A 24,583-nucleotide genomic window follows, 5' to 3' on the forward strand; every position below is an offset into this window, starting at 1 on the left:
CGAGAGCCGCGAGGCTTTCCCTGCGCCGTGCTCGCCCACGCGTGGCTCGCCGGGTCTGAGGGGCACCGGCAGCGGTACCGGATCGAGAGGATATTGAGGTCACTGTGGTCGTCATGCGACATCCAGGCAGGTATGTGTCCCGGCGGAGGCGGCGGGGAGGAACCGCATCCGCCGGGACGGGTGGACGCGGTCAGCTGCCGGTGGAGTAGTTGTTGGTCGACAGGTTGTTGTCGATCTGACTGACGGCCTGGTCGAGGGCGCCCTTGACGTCGGCGCCGGCCAGGATGTCCCGAGCCGTCTTCGAGAAGACAGTGGAGATGTAGGGGTAGGCCGGGGTGACGGGGCGGACCACAGCGAACTGCTGTGCTTCCTTGAGGAAGATGTTGAACTGGCCGCCCGTTTCGTAGCCCTTCACCTGTTGCGCCGCCTCGTCGGTGGCGGGGATGGTGCCGGTGGCCTTGGCGAAGTCGACGTAGTACTTCGTCTGCCGGGTGAAGTTCAGATACGCCTGAGCGCCCGCCTTGTTGGAGCAGCTGGAACTCATGCCCCACTGCCAGGAGGCTCCGCCGATCTTGGGTCCGTCGCCGAAATCGACCGGCGGGAGGATCGCCAGGTCGCTGCCGAACTTGTCGATGTTGGCCTGGGCCGACCAGCTGCCGTCCCACTGGATGGCGGTCTTGCCGTTGCGGAAGTCGTCGCCGGGGCTCTTGCTGGACTTCTGCGGCGCGTAGCCCTTCGTGACCAGCGAGCGGAACCACTTGCCCCACTCGACGGCCTTCTCGCCGTTGAGCGCGTCCTTGGCCGTCTTGTAGTCCGAGCGGTCGATGAGGTCGCCGCCGAAGCTCTGCAGCATCGGGGAGTAGGCGTACGGCCACCACTCGCCGGGGTCACCCGTGCCGAGGTCCAGGCTGTTCTTGAACTTGCCGCTCGCCTTCAGCTTGGCGAGCGCGTCGCTGAACTCGTCCTTGGTCCAGGGCTTGTCGAGGGTGGGTACGCGGATGTCGAACTTGTCGAGGACCGACTTGCGGGAGTACATGGTCAGCGCGACGTCGTAGAACCCGAACGCGTAGGTCTTGTCCTGGTACGTGCCGACCGTGCTGGGCAGCTGGTCCTTCACGGCGACCTTGCCCTTGGACAGGTCGAGCGGCGCGAGGTACCCGCCCCAGGCCCAGTTCGGGACGTTGGGGCCGTCGACGTCGAGGATGCACGGCAGCTTCTTCGCGGAGGCCGCGGCCACCACCGAGTCGTTGTAGGAACCCTGCGGGAACGCCTGGATCTTGACCTTGTACTTGTTCTGGCTGGCGTTGAAGTCCTTGACGATCTGCTTCACGACGCCGTACTCGGCGGCGTTGCCGGCGTTGTGCGTCCACAGGGTCAGGGTGTTGCCGTCGGCGCCCGAGGAGCCGGTGCTGCCACTGCCGCCGCAGCCGACTACGAGCGCCGCCGAGGCGAGGGCGGCTATGCTCGACACCGCGAGGCGCCTGGTTCTCGATTCCACGAGGGTTCTGCACCGAGCCGTCTGCGCAGATCACGTAAGGCTTTCGCAGTTGGCTCCGCGACTCGATCCCGGCGCCCGTAAGGGCTGCTGTCAGCTTGTGCCAGACCAGCCGGTAGCCGACCTCCGGGAACAGGCACATCGCGAGAAGGAAGTAGACCCCGACCCGGGAAGGCAGATCCCGTAACCGGCGCTGCATGCAACGGGTTTCATCCAGAACGGCATCGACGAGGTCGAAACGGTATGACCTGCGTCAACTCGCCCAGGTGACCGGGCGCGAACCGGCCCTCGGCCACAATGGACTCACGGGTGACCCTCGCCAGACCGGATGGCAGGACAGAATGATGCGTGGCCAACGGGGCTCCTCAGCGGCCGGAAGTCTTGGCGGACCACCTGACCGATGCGGCCCCGTTGCCCGCGTTCCTGCCCGACACCGAACCCCCTTGCCACCAGCGGAAATACACTGGCTACCCGGCCTTGGGGCAAGGCCCTACGAAGCACCTCGACCGAGGACAGTCAATGTGGTCGATTTGGTGACGAGAGCCGAAGTGCATAGACATCATTGGCTCATGCATAAGCTCGAGGCGCACGAGGTGCCCCTGCACAAGGTCTTCAGCAGTGACTACGACTTCCGGATCCCGGACTACCAGCGCCCGTACGCCTGGCAGGAAGAGCAGGCTGTCCAGCTTCTCACTGACCTGGACGAGGCGCTGGACCGCGGATCCGAAGAGCCCTACTTCCTGGGCTCCGTGGTCCTGGTCAAGGACATGGGCACCACTGTCGCCGACGTCATCGATGGTCAGCAACGGCTGACTACGCTGACGATCCTGCTGTCTGTCCTCCGCGACGTGACGGAGGATGAGGAACTCCGCGCCGAACTGGACCGGATGGTGGTCGAGCCGGGCCGTAAAGTCCTGGGCCTCGCGACCAAACCCAGGCTGGCGCTACGCTCCCGTGACGCGGCGTTCTTCAAGAAGTACGTGCAAGCCCGGGGCGCAGTGCCGACACTGCTCGCCCTGGCAGAGAACGCCCTGAAGACCGACGCGCAGAGAGCCGTCCAGGCGAACGCCCGTGGCCTGCACCGGATCGTCTCGGTCTGGTCCGAGGACCGGCGCTTGGCCCTGGCCCGGATACTCAGCCACCGCACTTTCCTGGTCATCGTCAGCACGCCGGACCTGGACAGCGCCCACCGCATCTTCAGCGTGATGAACTCCCGTGGCCTGGACCTGTCGCCCACCGACATCTTCAAGGCCCGCATCATCGGTGATCTGAAGCCGGCGGCGGCCGAGGAGTGCGCAGCCCGCTGGGAGGACGCCGAGGAGGCGCTCGGGCGGGAGGGCTTCGCCGACCTTTTCCTGCACCTGCGCATGATTTATGCCAAGAAGCGCGGAGAGAAGGAACTACTCAAGGAGTTTCCCGATCAGGTGCTCAGCCTCTACTTGCCCGACCGCGCAGAGGAGTTCGTCAACGAGGTGATCGAGCCGTACGCCGAGGCGTACGCGCAGATCCGCGACCGGAACTACAGCGCCGCCATCGGTGCCGAGAAAGTCAACGCCTGGTTCAAGCGTCTCTCACAACTGGATGTCAACGACTGGCGCCCCGCTGCCCTGTGGGCGCTGCGCAACCACGGCGGTGATCCAGAATGGCTCGACAAGTTCTTCCGCGCTCTCGAACGGCTCGCGGCCAGCATGTTCATTCGCCGCGTCTACTCCACCCCGCGTGTCACCCGCTACGCCGAGCTCCTCCGCCAACTCGACCAAGGGCAGGGCCTGTCCTCCCCGGCGTTTCATCTGAACGCCGGGGAGAAGACGGAGACCCGGGCCCGGCTGGACGGTGACGTGCATCCCAAGATCCGCAGGTATGTCTTGCTCCGGCTTGACGAGCTGCTCGCCGCCTCGCAGGGCGTGACCTACGACCACGCCCTCATCACCGTCGAGCATGTACTGCCGCAGAATCCGAAGCTCGCCTCGCAGTGGACTCGCCTCTTCGACGGTTACCAGCGCGCCCACTGGACGGACCGGATCGGCAATCTTGTGCTGCTGAACCGGACGAAGAACTCCCAGGCCGGCACTTACGACTTCGCCACGAAGAAGGCGAAGTACTTCACTGGCCGGACCGGCTCCGTCCCCTTTGCGCTCACCAGCCAGGTGCTCCAGCAGACCAAGTGGACTCCCAAGATCCTCGAGCAGCGGCAGAAGGAGCTGGTCGGCCGCCTGGTCGCTGAGTGGCGCCTGTGACGGGCAGACCGGGGAGGGTGGTGTCACCGGCCCCGGGAGCGTCCGAGTCCATGGTCGGCTGGCTCGGCGAAGACTCCGCCGGGCGACTCCGTCTGGAGATCGCCCTTTTCGCTGCCCCGGCGGCGTGACTGTCGTCGTACGACTCACGGAGTGTTGAGCGACGCGGGCAGCGAGCGCGTCGAGTGGCCGTCTGTGCCCGCCGGTTCAAGGAGAACTGCGATGCACACGCCGGGCCGCAGCGGCACGCTGTCGAACGGCCAAGCTGGACGCGGTCTCATTCCGGTTCGGTAGCTCGCACTCTGTCCATACGCGCCGGCCTGTGAAAATGCTCCCAGAGGCTCCACCCGGGGTGGAGCCTCTGCGCGTTGGAAGGGGGATCCGGTGCGGGCGAGTTCGTCCCCCTCGGCGGAACTGGGCGGACGCGGCTGCTGCGATCGCAAGCGTCTCTCTCAAAGGCTGTCAGGGGCCATCGAGGGGCCACAAGGACAGGAACAGACTGACAAGGACCACACCGCGCTGGCAACGATCAATGCGCTTGACCTGGGAAAACGTCACGGATCGGCGCTGATGGGCAAGTTCCGCCGAGATCCTCAAAGGACTCATAATCCGTAGGCCATGGGCTCGAGTCCCACCCGCCCCACTGTGCAGGTCTTTGACCTGCGGAAACGTCTCAGCGGGCGTGCGGATTCAGGACTTTGGCCCAACGGGCTGAATCCGCTGCTCGTGAGTTCAAGGGCGTTGTGATCGGCTCAGTTCGAACCGCTCCGACCTGCATAGACGTATCAGCCCACTGCCCGGCACAAGCCGCCGCGGTGGGCTCTGCGAGCGGGTGGACGCCGAAGTTGGGACGCTGATGGGACGCAGGTCAGCGGAAGTGGCTGCCCGGGGGACCTTCGCCCACGCTGCTCTGGCCGTGGGCGGCGGGGTCGGTGCGGTGTGGTGGCGGGCCACCGGGCCGAGCACCTTCATCGCGAAGTCCCCGGTCCGGGACGTCGGCCGGCCCGCGCCCATTCACCGCTGAGCTCGACGCCGCCGACGCAGGGCGCTCGGCTGGGTAACCCCAGCCGAGCGCCTTTTCACACCGTGACCAACTCCCTCGGTGCGTCCGGTCAGGTCCGGATCACCGGGATTCAGCGTGAACTCGCCGGCCCGCGGACGGTACCGGCACGCAGGCGGAGGCTCGTGAGCATCCTCGCCCAGTCCGCGGCGGTGCGGCCTGGCAGACCCTCCCCGGAGCACCGTCCGCCGGCCGGTCCACCGCCGTACCCGTCACCATCCCGTGCTCACTGCGCTCAGGTGGTGGGCACTGTCCGCCACTCCTGGCAGTTGTTGTTCAGCCAGGTCCACTGGCGTACGTCGGCGCCGTTGGCGGTACCGCAGTCGGCGACGTCGGCGACCTTGCCGCTGTTCTCGTTCACGATCCGCACGTAGTCACCCGTGGCCGTGTGTATCAGGCGGAACTTCTGGCAGTTGTTGTTCAGCCAGGACCACTGCCGGATGTCCGTGCCGTCGGTCGTCCCGCAGTCGGCGGTGTCCATGACCTTGCCGGTCGCGACGTTCACCAGCCGGTTGGTGTCGTCGCCCAGATCCTCGATCCGCCACTTCTGGTTGGCGCCGCCGTTGCACGTCCACTGGAAGATGTCGGTGCCGTCGGCGGTGTTGCCGCTCGCGACGTCCAGGCACTTGCCGCTGTTGCGGTTCACGAGCGTGTACGCGGTCGGGGTGGCCGCCGTCTCCCCGGAGGGACCCGGCAGGGTGGTGCCGAGGGCCACGGGGGTACCGAAGTTCGGCGTACCGTCCGCGTTCCAGGTGAACTTCTGGGCCCTGGTGGTGCGTTCGTTCCCGCAGCGGTCGGTGGTGGAGTCGTTGGCGTGGTAGACGATCCAGTTCTCGGTGTGGTCGGGCGAGGTGAAGAAGCCGTTGTGGCCGGGGCCGTAGACGCTCGCCGCGTCATTGCGGCTGAAGACCGGTGTCGGCTTCTTCGTCCACGCGGCGGGGTTCAGCGGGTCGCTGCCGGTCAGTTCCAGCTGGCCGAGCTGGTAGTCGGGGGTGTCGCAGGCGCTCGCGGCGTAGATGAGGAAGGTGCGGCCGTCACGCTGCAGCGCCTCAGGACCTTCGTTGATGGCTGCCTTCCGGGTCTCCCAGCTGAGGGTCGGCGTCGAGATGACAGTCCAGTTCCCACTGACGGTGTACGGGTTGGTCATCGGGGCGATGACCAGGCTGGGCGGCATGCCGCTGTTCGTTCTTCCGCTGCCGACCATGTACGTCTGACCGTTCACCCGCAGGACGCTCGCGTCGATCAGCCAGTTGGTCGGGTAGAGGTTGGGGCCGGTGATCATGGACTTGTAGGTGTAGGGGCCTTTCGGGTCCGTTCCCGCGCTCTCCAGGACATGCGTGCGCTGCGTCCCGTTCGCCCCGCAGCACGGAGTGCCGCTCTGCCCTGCGCTGTAGTACAGGTACCAGTGGCCGTCGGAGAAGTGGATCTCCGGGGCCCAGATGTTGGAGTTGCGGGTGGGGGTGGTGTCCGACCAGATCTGGACGCTGGGGGCGGTGGCGAGGCCGGCGAGGGTGGGCGACTTGCGCATGCCCAGGACACCGGTGAACGTCGTCGTGACGAGGTAGTAGTCGCCGTCGTAGTACTCCAGCCAGGGATCGGCGCCCTTCACCGACTTGAGCGGGTTCGTGAACGGGCGGCCGTCCACCGCGGACGCGGGGCCCTGTGCGCAGGCCAGCGCCATGAGCAGGGCCACGGCGCCGGCTAACCACAACCTGAGATGACGGAGGATCACGGTACTTCCTTACGTTGTAGGTGGGTTGGTTCCGGTCACTCGTAGGATCGGGAGGCCCAGGGATACCGGGTGTGGCTTGGTGCTTCCAGCCCGTCGGTGGCTTGAAAGGATTGGCCGCTCGGCATCCCGCGACGACTCGACCACGCATTGGGATGCGCGCGACAAGATCGCTTGGTAAGGACACGCTGTGGGGTTCACGAACGTCGCCGCGGCCGACATGGGCGTACGGGGAACGGGCGTGCGGAGGGCACGGGAGCAAAGTAAAGGGATGCCGGCGCCTCGGGGACAGCGCCGACATCCCTGTCGGTGTCGGGTCAGTTCGTCACGCGGAAGGTGGCGTCGCCGCGTGCTGTCGTGGTGGTGATCGTGTCGAGCTTCAGGTAGTAGGCGTAGTGGCGGATGTAGCGGTCGGGGTGGTTGTAGGACTGGAAGGAGGACCAGGTGGAGTCGGCGAGGCCGGCGACCTGGTTGAAGGTGGAGTCAGCGGCGAACTGGGCGGTGCCGTCGTTGCGGACCAGCTGGAAGTCGTTGTTCGCGTGCCGCAGGAAGTAGCCGGGGTAGTTGACCGACTCGAAGGAGACGGTGCCGGTGCCGGCCAGGCCGGGGCGCAGCCGGAACTGGGCGTCGGGGCCGGTGATGTTCTGGTCGATGCGCACGTCGAAGTTGGCGTGGCGTACGTACCGGTCCTGGAAGTTGAACGACTGGAGCCGCTTGGCCGGGGTGTCGCCCCAGCGGGCGAGGACGCGGGTCTCCTCGGCGGCCGTGAGGTTCAGGATCGAGCCGTGGCGCTTCTTGTTGACGCCCATGTTGTAGCTGCCTGCTGCCGGGAGCTGGTAGGTGCCGACGGCGGAGGGGTTGGTCGTGGTGACCGGCATGTAACCGCGTCCGGAGGAGTACTGGTCGAGGTACAGGGTCCACTCGTTGCGGTCGCGGAACTTCATCCACATGGGGCCCTCGACCTGGGCGCCGGTCAGGCCGATGCCGGAGAGGTTGCCGAGGTTGGTCCACGTTCCGAGGATCGAGTTGCTGCCTTCGAGGGTGATCTGGCCGTCACCGGAGGCCCGCACGTAGCGGTAGTTGCCCACGCCGGCCGGGACCTCGACGATCTGGGTGTCGATGAGTTCCTGGGTGCCGGGGCGGTCGATGTAGATCTGCGGGGTGGTGATGGTGCGGAAGTCGCTGGTGCGGGCGTAGTAGATGCGGTGCTTGGTCTTGCCGTCGAGGGGCTTGTTCGTCGCCCAGTACAGGACGTAGTCGTTGGTCTCGGGGTTCCAGATCGCCTCGGGCGCCCAGGCGTTGCGTCCGTCGGGGATCGCGCCGGCGACGTTGAGCAGCCACGGCTCCGACCAGTTGACCAGGTCCGTCGACTCCCACACCACGAGGTTGCGGCTGCCGTTGTTGATGGAGTCCGGCCATGACTGCCCACAGCTGATGCACAGATCCGTCGCGATGATCCAGTACTTGCTGCCGTCAGGGGACCGCACCAGTGCGGGGTCGCGCACCCCCTTCGTGCCGACGGTGGAACGCAGGATCGACGCTCCGTTGTTGAGGTCGCTCCAGTTGAGGCCGTCCGTGCTGTGCGAGAGGTACATCTGCTGACCGGTCGACCCCTCCCCGGTGAAGTGCAGCATCAGGTAGCCCGGGTCGGCGGCGGCCGCACGCTGAGGTGCGGCCAGGGATTGCGAGGTGAAGAAGAGGCCGACGGCGATGAATATCGCCGCGAGCCGGGTGAGCAGTCTTGACATGCGTGTGTCCTATCCTTCTGCGGGTGCCGGGACGGGGTGGAGACGGGGTGCCGGGCGCGCGACCGCTAACAGCCCGTGGCTGTGCCGCCGAGCAGGGCCCGGACACTGGTCAAGGTGCCGACGTCATGGACGCACTTGCCGCTGTGGCGGGTTTTGCCCCGGCGGCTGCCGTGGCTCTCGGCCCACGCGAACCGCTGGTCGTGCCGACGGGGCAGGGATGCTGGGGCGATGGCTGCGGCAGCGGCGGAACGGGCGCGCGGGCTTGGGTGCGTGGTGGTGTCGTCCGTGCGACGGGAGTGGTCGCCCCCGTCCCTGACGTCGCGCCAGGGGCGAGGACGGTGAGCGCCTCCGTCCAGGCCAACGGCCGACGGGCGATCGGCTCCGCGCCCAGGGAGGAGGGGAGAGCAGCGCTCATGACAGAGACATCCTTGTTTCACGTCGCGGAGCGGAAGCGGAGGCGAGCCAGGAGGGTCCGGCGAACAAGAACTGTTCGATATTACGGACATCGTTCGTTAATTCGGCCAAAAGTTAGAGGGGGGTAAAGCTGGTGTCAAGAGGTGTGAAGAGAGCGGAGCGGCGTGGCCTCCCTCGTGCTCGGGACAGGGTCTACGCATCAGGAGACGCGCCGGCACGTCACGCATAACGCAAAACCCGGAACGGGCGAAGGTGGAGCGGTGTCTGAGCGGCGCCCCGACGCCCGTCCTCGGGATTCACACCTGGCACACTGCTGCCCCCAGCACATCGGCAGGACGACGGGACGGGTGGCGTGAGGTGCGCTCGCAGACAGGACGGGAACGGCCGGACATCGCCGTCGTCATGGCGGCGCGGGCCGGGGACCGGCAGGCCGTGGAACAACTGGTACGGGACTTTCTTCCGTTGGTCTACAACATCGTCGGGCGGGCGCTGGACGGGCACAGCGACGTCGACGACGTGGTCCAGGAGACGATGGTGCGGGTCCTGGACGGGCTGCCCGGACTGGAGCACCCCGAGCGTTTCCGGTCCTGGCTCGTCGCCGTCACCGTGCGGCAGATCCGTGACCGGTGGCGCAGAGGGCGCACCCGGCTCGCCGCGGAGCCCCTGGAGGAGAACGCCCACGTAGCAGCCCCGCAGTCCGACTTCGCCGACCTGGCGATTCTTCAGCTCGCGCTGTCGGGCCAGCGGCGTGAAGCGGTGGAGGCGACCCGCTGGCTGGAGGACGAGGAACGTGAGGTGCTCGCGCTCTGGTGGATGGAGAGCGCCGGGGAACTGACCCGCGGTGAGCTCTCGGCGGCCTGCGGCCTCACACCGCAGCATGCCGCGGTCCGGATCCAGCGGGTCAAGGAACGGCTGGAGACGGCGCGCACCGTCGTGCGAGCCGTGGCGGCCTCGCCGCGCTGCCCGGACCTGGTCGCCGTGCTCGCCTCGTGGGACGGGCGGCCGTCCGGGCTGTGGCGCAAGCGGCTGGCACGCCATGTCCGTGACTGTCGGCGGTGCCTGGTGAGCTCGTCGGACCTGATGCCGGCGGAGGGGCTGCTGGCCGGCCTCGCGCTGGTGCCGGTGCCGATCGGCCTGGCCGGCCTGGTACTTGCCAGGACGCTGGGGACGGGGTCGGCCGGGGCGACCGTCAGCGCGAGCGCGGCCACCCGCACGGCGAGTGGTGCGAGCCGTACGGCGCAGACGATCGGGAAGCTGGCCGCCAAGCCCGCGGCCACGGCGGCCGCAGGGGCCGTCACGCTCACGGTTGCCGCAGTGGCCTGGTACGCAGCCGAGAGATCGCCCGAGCCGGCCCCGCGGCCCGCCGTCGCGGCGCCGCTGCCGACCGCCGCCTCGACCGTGCCGTCGTCCTCCCCGGGAACGGCCGCCTCACGGACACCGACACCGCCCCCGACCCCGACCCCGACACCGACCCGGGCGACGACCGCTGAGGCGCGGATTTCGGGGCCGCATGCCCTACGGTCGGTCGACAACCCCGGCCACTACGTGAGCCGGTCCGGCTTGCTCGGTGTCCTGGGCCCGGTCGGTGCCAACAGCTCCACGGTCACCCGGCAGGAGGCCACCTTCACCTTCGTCACCGGCCTGGCCGACCCCCGCTGTTACTCACTCAGGGACGCGACGGGCAGGTATCTGCGGCACTACGCCTTCCGTATCCGGCTGGACATCGACGACGGATCCGCCCTCTTCCGGAAGGACGCCACCTTCTGCCCCCGTTCCGGTTCCACGGCCGGTTCGGTCTCCCTGGAGTCGTACAACTACCCGGGCCGCTACCTCCGCCACCGGGACAACCTCCAGTTGTGGCTCGACCGCTCGGAGAGCACGGCCTCATATCGGGCCAGCCGCTCCTTCGTCCTCCAGGCGCCCTGGAGCTGACGCCGAACGGCCTGCCCTGAAGAGAGTTGTTCGACGTATCGGACATAGTTCGCAAAGTGTTGACGCTGGCTCCCGGTTCACTTCAAACTCACGCAGCGCGATGTCATACGGGCGGCACGTCGGCACCTCGGCCGAGGTCTCGGGCCGCCCCCTCCTCAAGCATGTCTTCATCACGCTCCTCGTGACTTCAAGTCTGTGGTCGTAGTCGTTAGTTCAAATCGCTCTGATCTGCTCTGACCTGCTGACGCTGGACGATCCGTGGAGCGACTGATCCTGGACACCGGCGTGCTGATCGCGATCGAGCGCCGGAAGGTCTCCCTCGACCAGGCGCTGGCCGACGACGACGATCCGGCGATCGCCGCCATCACGGTGGCGAAACTGCTCCAGGGCGTGGAACCGGCGGACGATACCAACCGGGTCGCCCGCCAGTCCTTCGTCGACACCGTCCTCGCCACCATCCCGGTCGAGGAAAACACCGTGGACGTGGCCCGCGCGCACGCGCGGCTGCTCGCGCATGTCCGCAGAGCCGGCCAGCCCCGAGGTGCCCACGACCTGATCGTCGCGGCCACCGCGCTGACCACCGCGCGCACGGTGGTCACCCACGTCGGTGTGCCAGATCTCGCCCCAGGTGCGGGCCGTGGTCTGGCACCGGGTGGCCCGAGGTATCCGCCCCTGCTCGTACGCGGCGAAGACCTTGGTGAAGTCGTCACCGTGCTCGGTGAGCCCGCGGCCGAGGGCTTCGGCGTCCTCCAGGGCCTGGCAAACGCCCTGCCCGAGGTACTGGAGCATGGGGTGGGCCGCGTCGCCGAGGAGGGCCACCCGGCCGGTGGTCCAGCGGTCGAGGGGTTCGCGGTCGTAGGTCTTCCAGTGCCGGCTGCGGTCGACAAGCGCCACGCCGCGGCGCACTTCGTCGCACGCGGTGGCGAAGCGGGCGTCCAGTTCCTCGGGGCCGCCCCAGCCGTCCTTGCCCTGCTGGGAGGAGTCGCTGTGGAAGACGGCGACGGTGTTGTACAGCTCGCCGCGCCGGATCGGGTACTGGATCATGTGCATGCCTGGTCCGATCCACAACACCACGCTGTCACCGTCGATCCCCGCGCCGAGGTCGCCCACGGGCATGGTGCCGCGGTAGGCGGCGTACCCGGAACACACAGGCTCGTCGTCGGCGATCAGCCCCCGCACACGGGAGTTGAGGCCATCGGCGCCGATCACCGCATCCGCTTCGTAGGCACTTGCGTCGGCGCACTCGACGCGCACGATGTCGCCCTCGAGTTCCCGAACAACTACGGCCTCCTTGCCGTTCTCCAGGACGATCCGGTCGCCGGCCCGACAGGCGTCGAGCAGGATGTCGAGCAGGTCGCTGCGGTGCATCACCGCGTACGGCGCTCGGTAGCGCTCCCGGAAGGCGGGACCGAAATCGAGCGAGGTCAGGTCCTTCCCGGTGAGGGCGTCCATGAAGACGCCGCGGCCAGGGAAGACTGCGACCTCCTCGATGCGCTCGTACAGGCCCAGGTTCATCAGGACCCGGATGGCGTTGGGGCCGACCTGGAGGCCGGCGCCGATCTCGGTGAGGACAGGCGCGCGTTCCAGCAGCCGGACCGGCCGCCCGGCGCGGGCCGCGGCGAGCGCGGTGGCCATCCCGCCGATGCCGCCGCCGATGACGAGCAGCCCGGTGCGCTCGGTGTGGGTGGTCATGGTGTCTCCGCAGGTCTTGGACGGCATGGGCCGTACGTCTCTGACTGCACGGGCCGTAGGTCTCAGAAGGCGCAGGTCACTTGCTGCGCTCGGGGGCGGGCGGCGGCCCAGGACCACGACCGGCTCCTCCGGTCGGGCAGGGCACCGCCTCCTCGGCGGACACCTCCACGGACAGGCGCCCGATGCGGTCCACGGTCAGCTCGACGCTGTCGCCGTCTTCGATCGGGGCGACGCCGGCGGGGGTGCCCGTCGTGACCACGTCACCGGGTTCCAGCACGGTGACGGCTACAACCTCAAACTGGGGCTGCCCGGGTACTCCGAGAAGCAGAAGATCGCCGCGCACCGCTTCTGGTTCGAGATGTCCAAGCTCTTCACCGACGAGCACGGCAACAAGATCATGGACATGCCTGAGGACTGGGACTCGCTGACGGCCTTCGTCGACGAGTTCGAGAACCGGCCCTGGCCTGAGAACGAGGAGGGCCGCTGGGTCACGCTGGCCATCCTGGACCAGTTCGCCTACCGGTTCTTCCCCAGGCCACTGCACGGCCTGGCCCGCGCTCTGGTCACGTCGACGATGCACCCGACCACCTGGCGGGTCCACGGCATGACCCCGTCCCCCCCCGCACCTGTCCGGGCCCTGCTTCTGAAGACCACGGGACTGGCCCTGCGCATCCAGCAGACCCTGCTGCCGGATCCCACGAGCAACTACCGGGAGACGATGGAGGCACAGACACGGCAGGAACGCCGCGACCGGTCCGATGGTCTGCGCCGTCTCGACGAGGACTTCTCCACGTACTTCCGCAAGCGCCACGGCCTGCCCCCGCGCGGAGCCTCCGCGGAAACGGCGGCCCAGGTCCCCGCCGAGACCTCCTTCACCGCCTGAACCCTGTTACCCGCCTGGCGCCGATCGCCGACGACGGCACGACCGGGACCACCAGCTCTCGTTCTCCATGCCGATCGGCTGCATCCCGCCCAGGCCCACGTCCCGCCACATCCGGTATCCCCGTGGGGAGAGCCACTTCACGTGGGAGCTGCGGACATCCGTCGCGCCAGGTCCGGGACCTCGACCGTGCCGCCGTTCCCGGACACGGGAACGGCGGCAGCCTACGGTTCCGTGTCAGGGCCGGGTCGCGCCGGACGGTGCCGGTGCCTTCGCGGGCTCGGGCCTTCTGCCCTCCGGGATGGAAGGAACGGCCGCCGGGACCTTCCTGCCGCCCCCGGATCGAAGACCTCTGCGGCTGAGACGGGCGTCGATCCAAAGCAGCAGCGCGGTCGGCAGGAACAGGGCGTCGCAGACAATCATCGCCGCGGACAGGAATGGCAGCCCGAGGACAACCGCAATGCCGGCGTGCTCGGCCATCATCACTGCGAGCAGGGTGTTCTTGATCTTCCGGGAGGCGAGCGTGAAGGGGAAGGCGACCTGGACCACGACTGTCGCGTAGGCGAGGAGGACAACCGGAAGCATCCCGGCCGCCAGCAGATCGGACAGCATGGGCCAGGGCCGGAAGTGGTCCAGGTGCAGCGCGTAGTGCAGCGCGCTGCCCTCCTGCCAGCGCGAACCCTGGATCTTGTACCAGCCGGCGGTGGCGTAGATGAAGCAGACCTGCACCGCGATGACGAGCATTCCGAGGTTGTGCAGCATGGCCGCGAGACCGTCCAGCACGGTCCGGGCCTCGTGTTGGGGGAACCAGCGGTCGGCCGCGAACCGCAGACCGCATCCGACCCACAGTGCCCAGAGCAGCCCCGCCCATCCGAAGTCGGGGAGACCGAGCACCAGTCCCAGCAGTACGCCCGTCAGCTGCCACAGCAACGGACCGGACCGGTCATCCGCACCTGTGCGCCGACGGCGTGCATCCAGTGACCAGACCTCGCCGCAGCGGATGAGGACGAGATAGACCGCCATGCTGATGAAGACGCTGTCACCGCCGTCCCCCAGGTAGGGGGCGCGGAACTCCAGGGACAGCACGCCGACCATGAAGAGCGCCGACATGGCACGGGTGCGCCAGCCGACCATGAGCAGCAGTGCCGCCAGGAGGGTGCCGTGGTAGACGGTCTCGAACCACCAGTGGCCCGGCCACCAGGCCAGTGCGGTGAAGGCCTGGTCCTCGCCGATGACGCGCAGAGCCATCTCCTGCGACCAGGGGCTGTGGTCGCCGTAGAGGGACCGGCGGTGGGGCCATTCGCGGATGAGGAAGGCCGCGAAGACGAGAGAAAAGCCGATCCGGACCGTGGCGGCCTGGTAGGGAAATCGGGCCCGGGTAGCGAGGTCGAGAAGGACGGTCATACGCGTCGTGAGATCGGTGAGGCGCTTGGTCACAACCCCAGCCCTTCGTAGTCGTGTTCCCTCACCGGCCACCAGGGCTGCGTCCCGGGAACCGCCGCGCGGACCATGACACCGGTGCCCGCGTCGCGCGTGTCCCAATGGGGTGGTCGCACCGGTGTCACCTGCTGCCGGAACTGGATGGCGACGGTTTGAGTGCCGCCGCTGTCCCCGCGGCCTAGGCGCTGGAGCGCGATCCGCTTCAGGTACTGCTCCGACAGGTCACCGCGCCGGTCCACACGGCGACCGTCGCGCAGGTCGTGCGTCTTCGCGTAGAAATCCCAGGCGCGGCGGAGCAGGTTCTGATGCGCGTGGCTCGGCACGGGGTTGCCCCTGATGGCCGCGATGTCCTGCCCTGTGAGGTCGACCCAATTGCTCACCCGGCGGTGGCCGTCGGGAGACTCCGACTCGACGCGTGCCCAGACCGCGGTGTTCTCCTGGAGGGGGTTGGGAGCGAACAGTTTCCAGTCCCTGGCGAATGTGGGTCTGGAATACCCGTCGATCTGTTCTTTGTACCTCTGCGAGATCCCGTTCTCCGGCGCGAGCGCAAGGAACACCGCCGCTACGTGCCAGGCCACGGCCCCCAGCATGATCACGGCGGCGGAGACCAATACCGCCGTGGCCGGTCCGGACCGGACCCGGGAAGAGTTGCTCTGAGAGCCCGTCATTCGCTTGCGCTCCGTTGTTCGCCGGGTCCGGATTCCGTTACGTCGTCATGGGCGCGCTGCCGCCCGTGTGGTGTTCAGCCGGCGGACGAGGCGCCGCTGCTGCCCGAGGAACCCGAGGAACCGCTGCTGCCCGAGGAACCCGAGGAACCGCTGCTGCCCGAAGAGCCCGAGGAACCGCTGCTGCCGGAACTGCCGGTGTCACCGTCATCGCCACTGCCCAGCAGCAGATCGCGGATGCTCAAAAGCACCACGGGGTTGAAGGTGTTGGTCTGGTTGCAGAATCCGTAGCGGACCTGGCCACAGTTGTGGTCCAGGTTGTTCGACGTCGAGATGTTGGTGGAATCGCGCTGGAACGTGTCGCCCTCGTCGGCCGACGCGACTCCGCCGAACACCGCGGCGCCCACAACGGACGCCACGACAAATGCCGTCCGGAGAATCCCCTTCATTGGCTGCCTTCCCTTAGGGCGGCACCCCTCGGCCGCCGCTGCCGCACCCAACCGGGGTCGAAGAGGGGAGGTAACGAAATCGCGGCCTTGGATGGACCAATCGGGTTGAACTGACGCGAACCGCGTTGCTTCGCCCTCAGCGTCCCGTGTGCGGGCTCCACCCCTACACCAAGGCGCTGATGAACGCCTTCCCGCCGCTGACCGGCCCGCGCCAGGAGCTCACCGGCCCCTTCGACGCCCCGCGCACCGCCGACAGTTGCGGCTTCCACGTCAGCTGTCCCGAGGACCGCTCGGACTGCTCCATGAACGTCCCCGACCTGCGCGAGATCGCGCCCGGCCGCTGGGTGGCCCGCAGCCTTGAAGGAGCCCCGGATGACCGAACCCCTGCTGTCCGTACGCGGTCTGTCCAAGGACTTCCAGGCCGGCACCGCCTTCTCCCGGCGCCGCATCCGTGCCGTCAACGACGTGTCCTTCGACCTGCCTGCCGGCCGGATCACCGCCCTGGTCGGCGAGTCCGGCTTCGCCGTGCTGGTGAACATGGGCCTGGTGCAGTTGGTCGAGATGGGCTTCGTGATCTCGGTCGGAGTGCTGCTGGACACCTTCCTCGTACGGACGTACCTGGTGACCAGCGCGAGCGTCGCCCTGCGGCGGAAGATGTGGTGGCCGGGTCGCCTGTCGCGGGAACCGGAGCCGGATCCTGGCGCACAGGAGCCTGTCGCAGTTCCGTAGACACCGCGAGCGTCCCTCCCACTGCCGCAGGGACGCCCGCCTGACGGAATGCCGCGCCACCAATCCCTCATCGAGCGGGCCCTGACCGCCGTCAACTACCCTCCGGCGGTCCCCTCCCTGCGCAACGACGCGTACCTCGCCGCCGTGGTGGCCGTCCTCGCCACGGTCATGGCCCTCTTCCTCAAGGACGGGCGTCAGCCGGACCTCCTCGCGTGGCTGCTGCTGCTGGGCGCGAACGTCCCGCTGATCTGGCGTCGTCGCCACCCCATGACCGTGATGCTGGCCATGGTGGCCTGCGTCGTCCCGTACCACGCTCTCGACTACACCCACAGCGTCCCCGTCCCGGCGACCCTGCTCGCGCTCTACACCGTCGCCGTCGCCGGCAGCGCCCGCCGCGCCTTGCTCGTCGGGATCGTCCTCATCGGCATGACCCTCACCGTCAACGCGGTCACCAATCCGGACGGACTCGCCGAGATCATCCTTATCACCGGCTGGCTCGTCTCCGTACTGCTCTTCGGCGGCTACATCCGCGTCCACCGCCAGTACCTCGCCTCCGTCCTGGAACGTGCCGAACGTGCCGAACGCACCCGCGAGGAGGAGGCCCTCCGCCGGGTCGCCGAGGAGCGGCTGCGCATCGCCCGTGACCTGCACGACCTGCTCGCGCACAGCATCACGCTCATCGGCGTGCAGACCTCCGTCGCCGCCCACGTACTGGCCGCCGACCCGGACCGCCTCGACCGCGCGGCCGTCGCGAAGGCGTTCGACGACATCGCCCACACCTGCCGCAACTCCGCACCACCCTCGAGGTGCTGCGCGCCGCCGAGCACGGCGACGGCCGCGGGCCGCTGCCCGGCCTCGAAGGCATCGCCCACCTGGCGGAGACCGCCCGGACCGCCGGGGCACGGGCCGAGTTGACCGTACGGGCCGACCATGCGCCGCCCGCCGTGGGCGCCGCCGCGTACCGCATCGTGCAGGAGGCGCTGACCAATTCCGTACGGCACGGGGGACCGGGACTTTCGATCCAGGTGCACGTGTACGAGAAGGACAGCGCCCTGCACGTCTCGTTCACCGACGACGGCACGGGGCCGTGCGCCACGGACACCCCTGGGTTCGGTCTCGTCGGGATGCGGGAGCGGGCGCGGAGTGTGGGCGGCATGCTGGACGCCGGGCCGGGGGCCGCCGGGGGGTTCGGGGTCCTGCGGAAGCCGCACCAACGCGGTCGCGTACAGCGGATGGATTCGTATTTCGGCCAGGAGGGAACTGGTTGCAGGGGCAGTAGCAGCCAGAGCCGCTCTCCGATAACGTACCGACCAGACGGTACGGTCGGGTGTCCCCCACGCGCCGTCGTGTGCTCGATGAACAGCAACGCTTCATCCGCCACAGGACGGTGAACCCCTCATGACGCAGAACACGGACCGCGACAGCCTGGCCCTCGCACGCCAGACCTGGAGAACTCTCGAGCCCTACCACGGGGCCGTCTACTTCTCGCCCGAAGCCGCAGGCCAGTACGCCGAGTTGGGCGTGGACGCCAGGACGGGGTACTTCGCCTCCCGCTCCGCCGCGCTCGGCGCCGCTCCGGCGGATCTGGTCATCGCCACGTTCTACAACTTCAATCCCCAACTGGTGCGACGAGCCATACCCGCGGCATGGGAAGCCGCCACGCCCGAGCGGTTCGCCGCCGCCCGGCTCACCGGGATCGATACCACGCTCCGCCGCATCCTCGGCACGGACGTCTCCTCACCGGCGCTGGCCCGCGCAGCGGAATTGGCCCGTACCGCTGCTGAAGTGGCCGTGCGCCATCCACAAGGCCGCCCCCTCTTCGCCGCGCACGCCGCACTGCCGTGGCCGAGCGCACCCCACCTCGTGCTCTGGCACGCACAGACTCTGCTGCGGGAATTCCGTGGCGACGGTCACGTGGCGGCACTGCTGACTGTCGGACTGAGCGGGCTCGAGGCTCTCGTCACGCACGCCGCCACAGGCGACATCGACGCAGGTGTGCTGCGCGACTCGCGGGCATGGACGCAGGAGCAGTGGGGACAGGCCGTGGAGAACCTGCGTGAGCGTGGATGGCTCGACGATGGACCCCACCTCGCTTTGACCGAGGACGGTACGCGGCGCAGGGCGGAGATCGAGCACACCACCGACAGGCTGGCCGCCCTCCCTTACATCACGCTCGGTCCTGCCGCCTGCGCCGAACTTCGTTCACTGGGGAGGCCGTTCAGCCTTGCGGTGGCCAAGGAGCTCATCCCGTGGGCAGTCGACCGCCTCAGCGAAGAGAACGCATGAGAGAAGAGAGCGAGGCCGGGAATTCCCGACGGCAGGTCCGTCTCGACGACCCTCGAAGCAGCCGTGGTGCTCGCGGACTGCCCCCGAGCACATCGCCTGGCCTGTGGCGTCGAGGCGCCTCGACCGGCGCAGGCTTCTCACCTGCCCGGAGTCGCCTCCCCGACCCGCATGCGGTGCGCTCGGGTGTGGACGGACAGGTCGGCGCCGTAGGGAAGGCGCTGCGGACGTTTCATCGTGGATCGGCAGTCAACGTCTTCGGTCTGACGAGCAGTTGGGCTGCACGCGCATGTCACGAGCGTGATCGCGTCGGAGAGCTGCCTCAATCCGGTCGACGTCCTTGGCCCAGAGCGTGGCCACCTGGTCGGCGACTTGATCCAGCAGGTGCTCGACCAGGTCCGCGGCCTCGGTCGGAGGGGTGAGATCCGCGTACTCCCAGGAGATCCAGCGGTCTGCCCAGGCATTCTCGACGGGGCCGAGGGCCAGGAAGAGGTCGTGATCCGGCGAGAAGAGTCCTACGAACGGCTTGTGGTCGTTGAGGCAAGGCCGCACGGACCTTCCGCGCAACGGATGGCGTGAACCACAGGTGCTCCGCGCTGCGGGTGATACTTCCAGTACCGCTCGAAGCCGCCGTTGCTGATCACGGTGCGGAGCCTGAGACCGTCTCGGCCCCGGCCAGGCCCCAGCGGGCACCGGTGATGTCCATCCGGTCCTTCGCCAGGTGTCGGCCCGCCCCCGCGATCCAGGGGCGGGCGTCGGCGGGCCGGCTCCTTCTCAGCAGCGGCTGCGCAACTCCTGCGTGGCCCGGCGCATCTCGTCCGCCAACCGCGTCAGGACCGCGGGGAGCGGAGCGTCGTCACGAGCCGTCCACAGCCGCCGCGCGTCGGCAGCGGCCTCGAGGTCCTGGCAGAGTTCCGCCGCGCGGGTGGCTCCCACGGTCGCGCAACTGCCTCTGAGACGGTGCGCCCACAGGCGCGCCGCATCGAAGTCCCCGGTCTCCAGCGCCTCCCGCAGCCGGCTGAGGACCTCCGGGGTCGAGGCCGCGAACGCGTCCGCGATGTCCGCGATGTCGTCGGCGGGCAGGCCGTCGAGCTCCGCCGGTAGGTTCCAGGTGTTCGGAGCGGCGGATTCGGTGGGCGGTTCCGCCGCCGTCCAGACGGCGATGCGGGTGAGCACCTGCGTCCAGTCCACCGGTTTGGTGAGGTGGTCGTCCATGCCCGCCTCGATGCACCGGATCCGGTCGTCCGGCATGGCCGCCGCCGTCATGGCGATGATCGGGACGCGCTCGGATCCGGCCTGGCGCCGTCTGATCTCGGCCGTCGCGGCGAGGCCGTCGAGTCCCGGCAGCTGGCAGTCCATGAGGACGAGGTCGTACCGGTCGCGGAGCACGGCTCGAACCGCGCGGTGCCCGTCGTCGACCACGTCGACATGGTGGCCCGCTTTCTGCAGGACGAGCCGTGCGACCTGGGAACTGACGTCGTCGTCCTCGACGACGAGGACACGGGCCGGGCGTGCCGCGACGCCGGCATGATCCTGTGCTCCGCCGTCGTACGGGCGGGGGAGCGGTGCCGGCGGCTCGGGGGCTCCCGCCGTGCTGAGCGCGTTCTGCGCCGCCGCCAGCAGACGGCGTCGGCTCAGTGGCAGGGTCACCGACTGGACGGTCCGGTCCTTGGTCCGGGAAGCGGCAGGCCATGCGGCACCGGTACGTCCCGGAGTGATCAGCACGATGACGTTGGTCGCGTGGAGCTGGGGATCGGCGAGGACGGCGTCGGCGAGCGACCCGTTCTCGTCGTCATCCGGCCGGGCCGGACGCGTACCGTTCCCGGCGAGTGACATGTGGAGATCGATGACGGCGAGGTCGAACGGCGACTGGTCGGCTGCCGCGGCCCGTAGTGCGGCCGTGGCCGCGGCAGCGTCCGCCGTCTCCTCCACCATCAGACCGGCTCCGGACAGAATGCGGCGCGCCAGCTCCCGGTTCTCCTCGTCCGCGGCGGCGACGAGGACGCGGCGACCGTTCAGTTCCTCGTGGGCGGGGGCGGTCCGGGCGAGGACGTCCATGGGCAGGGTCACCCAGAAACGGCTGCCGACGCCCTTCATGCTGTCCAGCCCGATCCTGCCGCCCATGAGCTCGACCAGCTGCCGGCTGATGGCAAGCCCCAGTCCGCTGCCGCCGGTGCGGCGAGTGATGGGGGAGTCGAGCCGACGGAACGTCTCGAAGACCCGGTCCCGGTCCTCGGGGCCGACGCCGATGCCGGTGTCGCGGACGGTGAACCGCAAGGTCGCCCGGTCGACGGTGGACGAGGCACCTCGATCGCGGTCGGGTTCCAGGACGACCTCCAGGTCGATCCCGCCCTGGACGGTGAACTTCATGGCGTTGCCGAGGATGTTGGTCAGCACCTGCCGGAGCCGGACGGGATCGCCGGCCACGTGCTGAGGGAGGTCCTCGGCCAGGTGGAGCGCCAGCCACAGGCCCTGCCGGTAGGCGTGCGGGGCGAACAGGGCCACGACCTCGTCGCACAGCCGGGGCAGGTCGAAGGCCACCTTCTCGATCCTCAGGTGGCCCGCCTCGACCTTCGACAGATCGAGGAAGTCGTCCAGCAGGCGGAGCAGGTTCTGTGCGGATTCCTGCACGGTGCTCGCGTAGTGCCGCTGCTCGTCGTCCATGCGGGTGTCGAGAAGGAGGGTGTTCATGCCCAGTACGCCGTTGATCGGGGTGCGGATCTCGTGGCTGACCTTGGCCAGGAACTCGGACTTGGCGGCCGAGGCCCGCACCGCCTCGTCCCGCGCCGTGCCGAGCGCGTCCGCGTACCGCGCCAGGGTCCGCCTCGCCCGTCGACGGCTACGGCTGGTGTGGATCTGGAAGCCGAGCCCGGCCAGGATCAAGGCGGTGAGCAGGGCGGCTATGAACAGCACCCGGTTGCGCAGATGGCCCGCGGAGGCCAGTGCCTCGGCGGCGGGCACCTCGGCGGTGACCGTCCAGCCGATGCCCGGGATGGGCTCGGAGGCCGAGAGCACCGGCCCCTCGTCACCGCGCCAGTTGGTGAAAACCCTGCGGCCGGCCAGCGCCGCGTCCACTCGCGCGTCCTCCCGCAGGGAGGTGAGCGCGAACAGCCGGCCCGCCGGGTCCGCCACCAGAACCCCGCCCCGGTCCGTGATCAGCAACCGGATCCCTTGCGCCTCGGCGGCCTCCGAAGCGTACGCCTGGATCGCGTCCAGGCTGTAGACGGCGGTCAGGATGCCCAGCAGTTCATGGCCGTCCTCGCCCGGGATCGGCGCCGCGACGGCCACGGCACGGGAGACGCCCTGCATGGTGGGGGTGTACGCCTGCGACACGTACGGCTGCATGTTGTTGCGCACCGCGCGGTACCAGTCGGTTCCGCTGACGTCCTGGAACAGCTTGAGCGAGGGCTGGGCGTCGATCAGCCGGCCGTCGGGCGCCGCCATGATCACTCCGCTGATCCCGGGCCGCATCCGGGCCAGTTCCGCCAGCGCGTCGGGCAGACCGGACGCGGCCGCCCGGTTGCCCGAGGTGACCAAGGACCGTATCTCGGGCCGCTGGGCGTAGGCGCTGACGAGCTGCTTCAGTGTGCCCATCTGCTGCTCCACGACCACCCGGCTCACCGCCGCGGTCGTCTCCACCCGGTCCCGAACCTCGCTGCGGACAGCCTGGTCGGACAGTGTCACACTCGTCGAGGTCAGCAGCCCGAGCGGCAGCAGGCCGAGCAGGGCCCACAGCGCGGCCACCGCGAACAACCATCCCCGGTCGCTGTCACCGCGGCGCGGGGACCACCGAAAACGCCGTCCGGTCCTGGAGAGTCGCCCTCCCAGTGAGCTCACCTCCAGGTGATCGGGCGAGTCATCGAGATGCCGCCGCAGTACAGAGTGGTTGCCGGAAGGAAAAATAGTAGGTCGAGCGGTTGAAAGAGACATATGTGGTGAGCACAATGCACAAAATGCCGAGGGGACACCACGTTGACTGGGAATCTATGGGGTCGTCTGGACGGTCGCCGAAACGAGGAGCGTGGCGATGGCGTCGAAGGAGATAACCCTTCTGATTGTGGACGACGACCCGGTCGTCACCACCGCCCTACGGGCACAGGTCAACCGGATCTCCGGGTTCCGGGTCGTGGCCGTCGCCCACACCGGACGCGAGGCGCTGGCCGCCACGCGCCGGTTCGCACCGCGCCTGGTGCTCCTTGATCTGCATCTGCCCGACATACCCGGCCTGGACGTGGCCCACCAGCTCCGGCGTCCCGACTACCCGCCGACGGACGTCATCGTGATCTCGGGCAGGAGGGAGTCCGCCGCCGTACAGGCGGCGATGCAGCGCGGCGCACTGTACTACCTGATCAAGCCCGCCCGGACAGGCACCGTGGAGCAGACCCTCCTCAGATACGCGGCAGCGTCGGCCCATCTGTCGGCCGGCGGCGCGATGGTGGAGCAGCGCGCGATCGACCGCGTCTTCCGTTCCCTGCACCTGGACGCGGTGGTCCGTCCCACCGGCATCTCGCCCGCCACCGAGCAGGTGGTGCTCGACGCGCTGGCCGCCGCGGGACGGGACCTGTCGGCGCACGAGACCGCCGAGGCGGTCGGTATCAGCAGGGCCACCGCCAGGCGGTATCTCGAGTACCTCGCCGACCGGGGGGACGTCGTGGCGAACCTGCGCTACGGGTCTGCCGGGCGGCCGCAGCACCGCTACCGCTTCTGCGACTCATGACCTCCCGCCGCTCGATACTGGCCGCGCTGACCTGTCTGGTGCTCGGCGCCTGCGGCCTGGCAGGGCCGGACTCCGGGGCACGGTTCCCCGAGGGCTCGACCATGGCCCGCATCGAGGACCGGGGCGTGTTCACCGTCGGCATCAAGTTCGACCACCCGCTCTTCGGGTTCAAAGATCCCTCGACCGGGCGGATCACCGGATTCGACGCGGAGATCGCCCGCATGGTGGCCAAGGACCTCACCGGCAGCGAGGGCAACATCCGGTTCATCGAGACCATGCCGCGCAACCGCGAGGACTTCCTCCGCCGTGGTGTCGTGGACATCGTGGTGGCGACGTACTCGATCAGCAAAGAGCGCCGCAAGCTGGTGGACTTCACCGACCCGTACTACTACTCCAGGCAGGACGTGCTGGTCCGCAGCGGTGAACGGGGCATCCGTGACCTCGCCGACCTCGCCGGCCGGGAGGTGTGCACGGCAGCGGGCTCCACGTCCGCGCAGCGGTTGCGGGGCGAGGTCTCGCGCGCCCGACTGGTGATCGTCGACACCTACAGTGAGTGCATGTCGGCGCTGGTCGACGGGCGGATCGACGCGATCAGCACGGACGAGTCCATCCTGCTGGGCCTGATGAGCCAGTATCCGGACACGGTCCGACTCGTCGGCAGGCCGTTCGGCAGGGAGCCGTACGGCATCGGTGTGCGCCGGGGCGACACCCACTTCCGCGACTATCTCAACGGGCTGATCCAGCAGTACGTGAGCGACAGCCGATGGGACGAGGCCTTCCGGGACACCATCGGCGTGATGAGCGTGTCCGCGAAGACGGCCAAGCCGTCCCTGTCCGCCTCCTCGTCCCCCACTTCCTCACCGTCCCGCTGAGCTTGGCCTTTTCCGCCGCTTCCGCTTCACGCTGTTCGGCGCTGAGCTGCTCTTGGGCGTTGTCGATACGGCTGGACGCGTCGTCACCGAGATCGCGGGGGCACGGTCTTCTCCTCCGGGGCAGCGGCCGAAGGCTTCGGCCACGTCGGCCGGCGCGATCCGTATCGGTGCTTCCACGAACTTCCTCTCGCCGTCAGGCTGTTCACCATCACCTGACCCTGTCACGCAGGTTGTTCCCTGTCAG

15 protein-coding genes and 5 pseudogenes are annotated in these 24,583 nt (G+C 68.7%); 8 read left to right on the top strand and 12 right to left on the bottom strand.

Features of this window, described 5'->3' with window-relative positions:
• Window positions 1-190: 190 nt before the first annotated feature.
• On the bottom strand, window positions 191-1,471 hold the full coding sequence (locus ACZ6BB_RS09185) for an extracellular solute-binding protein (protein ID WP_471614638.1): 1,281 nt from the start codon (window positions 1,469-1,471) through the stop codon (window positions 191-193).
• A gap of 29 nt (window positions 1,472-1,500) precedes the next feature.
• Window positions 1,501-1,830 (bottom strand): annotated as a pseudogene (locus ACZ6BB_RS09190) (transposase domain-containing protein); the annotation flags it as partial.
• Between the two features lie 234 nt (window positions 1,831-2,064).
• Here ACZ6BB_RS09190 and ACZ6BB_RS09195 point away from each other — a divergent pair.
• Window positions 2,065-3,732 (top strand): DUF262 domain-containing protein, encoded by a 1,668-nt coding sequence (locus ACZ6BB_RS09195; RefSeq protein WP_471614639.1) that lies wholly within the window; start codon window positions 2,065-2,067, stop codon window positions 3,730-3,732.
• A 1,292-nt stretch (window positions 3,733-5,024) separates the two neighbouring features.
• Here the strand turns inward: ACZ6BB_RS09195 and ACZ6BB_RS09200 are convergent.
• Together ACZ6BB_RS09200 and ACZ6BB_RS09205 are read right to left on the bottom strand one after the other, a co-directional pair.
• The gene (locus ACZ6BB_RS09200; protein WP_471614737.1) at window positions 5,025-6,470 is read right to left on the bottom strand and encodes a family 43 glycosylhydrolase; all 1,446 of its coding nucleotides are present in this window, start codon (window positions 6,468-6,470) and stop codon (window positions 5,025-5,027) included.
• 365 nt (window positions 6,471-6,835) lie between these two features.
• Window positions 6,836-8,266 (bottom strand): glycoside hydrolase family 43 protein, encoded by a 1,431-nt coding sequence (locus tag ACZ6BB_RS09205; protein ID WP_471614640.1) that lies wholly within the window; start codon window positions 8,264-8,266, stop codon window positions 6,836-6,838.
• A 771-nt stretch (window positions 8,267-9,037) separates the two neighbouring features.
• Here ACZ6BB_RS09205 and ACZ6BB_RS09210 point away from each other — a divergent pair.
• On the top strand, window positions 9,038-10,612 hold the full coding sequence (locus tag ACZ6BB_RS09210) for a sigma-70 family RNA polymerase sigma factor (protein WP_471614641.1): 1,575 nt from the start codon (window positions 9,038-9,040) through the stop codon (window positions 10,610-10,612).
• Window positions 10,613-10,825: 213 nt separating this feature from the next.
• Here ACZ6BB_RS09210 and ACZ6BB_RS09215 read toward each other — a convergent pair whose 3' ends face one another.
• The 5 genes from ACZ6BB_RS09215 to ACZ6BB_RS09235 form a co-directional block, all read right to left on the bottom strand.
• Window positions 10,826-12,304 (bottom strand): FAD-dependent monooxygenase, encoded by a 1,479-nt coding sequence (locus ACZ6BB_RS09215; RefSeq protein ID WP_471614642.1) that lies wholly within the window; start codon window positions 12,302-12,304, stop codon window positions 10,826-10,828.
• A 76-nt stretch (window positions 12,305-12,380) separates the two neighbouring features.
• Window positions 12,381-13,115, bottom strand: coding sequence for a fumarylacetoacetate hydrolase family protein (locus ACZ6BB_RS09220; protein WP_471614643.1), 735 nt, complete (start codon window positions 13,113-13,115; stop codon window positions 12,381-12,383).
• 306 nt (window positions 13,116-13,421) lie between these two features.
• Window positions 13,422-14,621, bottom strand: a complete 1,200-nt coding sequence (locus ACZ6BB_RS09225) for an HTTM domain-containing protein (RefSeq protein ID WP_471614644.1) — start codon at window positions 14,619-14,621, stop codon at window positions 13,422-13,424.
• Window positions 14,618-15,202, bottom strand: coding sequence for a DUF5819 family protein (locus ACZ6BB_RS09230; protein ID WP_471614645.1), 585 nt, complete (start codon window positions 15,200-15,202; stop codon window positions 14,618-14,620). The genes ACZ6BB_RS09225 and ACZ6BB_RS09230 overlap by 4 nt, the downstream gene beginning before the upstream one ends.
• Window positions 15,203-15,366: 164 nt before the next feature.
• The gene (locus ACZ6BB_RS09235) at window positions 15,367-15,738 is read right to left on the bottom strand and encodes a hypothetical protein (RefSeq protein ID WP_471614646.1); all 372 of its coding nucleotides are present in this window, start codon (window positions 15,736-15,738) and stop codon (window positions 15,367-15,369) included.
• Between the two features lie 146 nt (window positions 15,739-15,884).
• Here ACZ6BB_RS09235 and ACZ6BB_RS09240 point away from each other — a divergent pair.
• The 4 genes and pseudogenes from ACZ6BB_RS09240 to ACZ6BB_RS09255 form a co-directional block, all read left to right on the top strand.
• Window positions 15,885-16,025 (top strand): annotated as a pseudogene (locus tag ACZ6BB_RS09240) (ABC transporter ATP-binding protein); the annotation flags it as partial.
• 214 nt (window positions 16,026-16,239) lie between these two features.
• Window positions 16,240-16,467: pseudogene (locus tag ACZ6BB_RS09245) on the top strand (MMPL family transporter); the annotation flags it as partial.
• Window positions 16,468-16,515: 48 nt separating this feature from the next.
• Window positions 16,516-17,663, top strand: a pseudogene (locus tag ACZ6BB_RS09250) (sensor histidine kinase); the annotation flags it as partial.
• Between the two features lie 202 nt (window positions 17,664-17,865).
• Window positions 17,866-18,753, top strand: a complete 888-nt coding sequence (locus ACZ6BB_RS09255; RefSeq protein ID WP_471614647.1) for an SCO6745 family protein — start codon at window positions 17,866-17,868, stop codon at window positions 18,751-18,753.
• Between the two features lie 246 nt (window positions 18,754-18,999).
• On the opposite strand, the gene ACZ6BB_RS09260 is transcribed toward ACZ6BB_RS09255, so the two are convergent.
• The 3 genes and pseudogenes from ACZ6BB_RS09260 to ACZ6BB_RS09270 all read right to left on the bottom strand — a co-directional run bounded on the left by ACZ6BB_RS09260 (window position 19,000) and on the right by ACZ6BB_RS09270 (window position 22,494).
• Window positions 19,000-19,302: a hypothetical protein gene (locus ACZ6BB_RS09260; RefSeq protein WP_471614648.1), complete on the bottom strand. Its 303-nt coding sequence runs from the start codon at window positions 19,300-19,302 to the stop codon at window positions 19,000-19,002.
• A pseudogene (locus ACZ6BB_RS09265) lies at window positions 19,266-19,492 on the bottom strand (hypothetical protein); the annotation flags it as partial. The pseudogene ACZ6BB_RS09265 and the gene ACZ6BB_RS09260, both read right to left, overlap by 37 nt.
• A 32-nt stretch (window positions 19,493-19,524) precedes the next feature.
• Window positions 19,525-22,494: a hybrid sensor histidine kinase/response regulator gene (locus ACZ6BB_RS09270; RefSeq protein ID WP_471614649.1), complete on the bottom strand. Its 2,970-nt coding sequence runs from the start codon at window positions 22,492-22,494 to the stop codon at window positions 19,525-19,527.
• A gap of 283 nt (window positions 22,495-22,777) precedes the next feature.
• Between ACZ6BB_RS09270 and ACZ6BB_RS09275 the strand changes: the two genes are divergently transcribed.
• Window positions 22,778-23,467, top strand: a complete 690-nt coding sequence (locus tag ACZ6BB_RS09275) for a response regulator (protein ID WP_471614650.1) — start codon at window positions 22,778-22,780, stop codon at window positions 23,465-23,467.
• Entirely contained in the window at window positions 23,464-24,339 is an 876-nt protein-coding gene (locus ACZ6BB_RS09280) for a glutamate ABC transporter substrate-binding protein (RefSeq protein WP_471614651.1), read from the top strand. The genes ACZ6BB_RS09275 and ACZ6BB_RS09280 overlap by 4 nt, the downstream gene beginning before the upstream one ends.
• The last annotated feature ends 244 nt before the right edge of the window (window positions 24,340-24,583 follow it).

The organism is Streptomyces sp. NPDC041108, assembly GCF_055592645.1.

Excerpts from the sequence above, each read along its gene's own strand:
- ACZ6BB_RS09195 (WP_471614639.1), top strand. The coding sequence starts at position 2,065 with ATGCATAAGCTCGAGGCGCACGAGGTGCCCCTGCACAAGGTCTTCAGC.
- ACZ6BB_RS09200 (WP_471614737.1), bottom strand. The coding sequence starts at position 6,470 with ATGGCGCTGGCCTGCGCACAGGGCCCCGCGTCCGCGGTGGACGGCCGC.
- ACZ6BB_RS09205 (WP_471614640.1), bottom strand. The coding sequence starts at position 8,266 with ATGTCAAGACTGCTCACCCGGCTCGCGGCGATATTCATCGCCGTCGGC.
- ACZ6BB_RS09215 (WP_471614642.1), bottom strand. The coding sequence starts at position 12,304 with ATGACCACCCACACCGAGCGCACCGGGCTGCTCGTCATCGGCGGCGGC.
- ACZ6BB_RS09235 (WP_471614646.1), bottom strand. The coding sequence starts at position 15,738 with ATGAAGGGGATTCTCCGGACGGCATTTGTCGTGGCGTCCGTTGTGGGC.
- ACZ6BB_RS09255 (WP_471614647.1), top strand. The coding sequence starts at position 17,866 with ATGACGCAGAACACGGACCGCGACAGCCTGGCCCTCGCACGCCAGACC.
- ACZ6BB_RS09275 (WP_471614650.1), top strand. The coding sequence starts at position 22,778 with ATGGCGTCGAAGGAGATAACCCTTCTGATTGTGGACGACGACCCGGTC.
- ACZ6BB_RS09280 (WP_471614651.1), top strand. The coding sequence starts at position 23,464 with ATGACCTCCCGCCGCTCGATACTGGCCGCGCTGACCTGTCTGGTGCTC.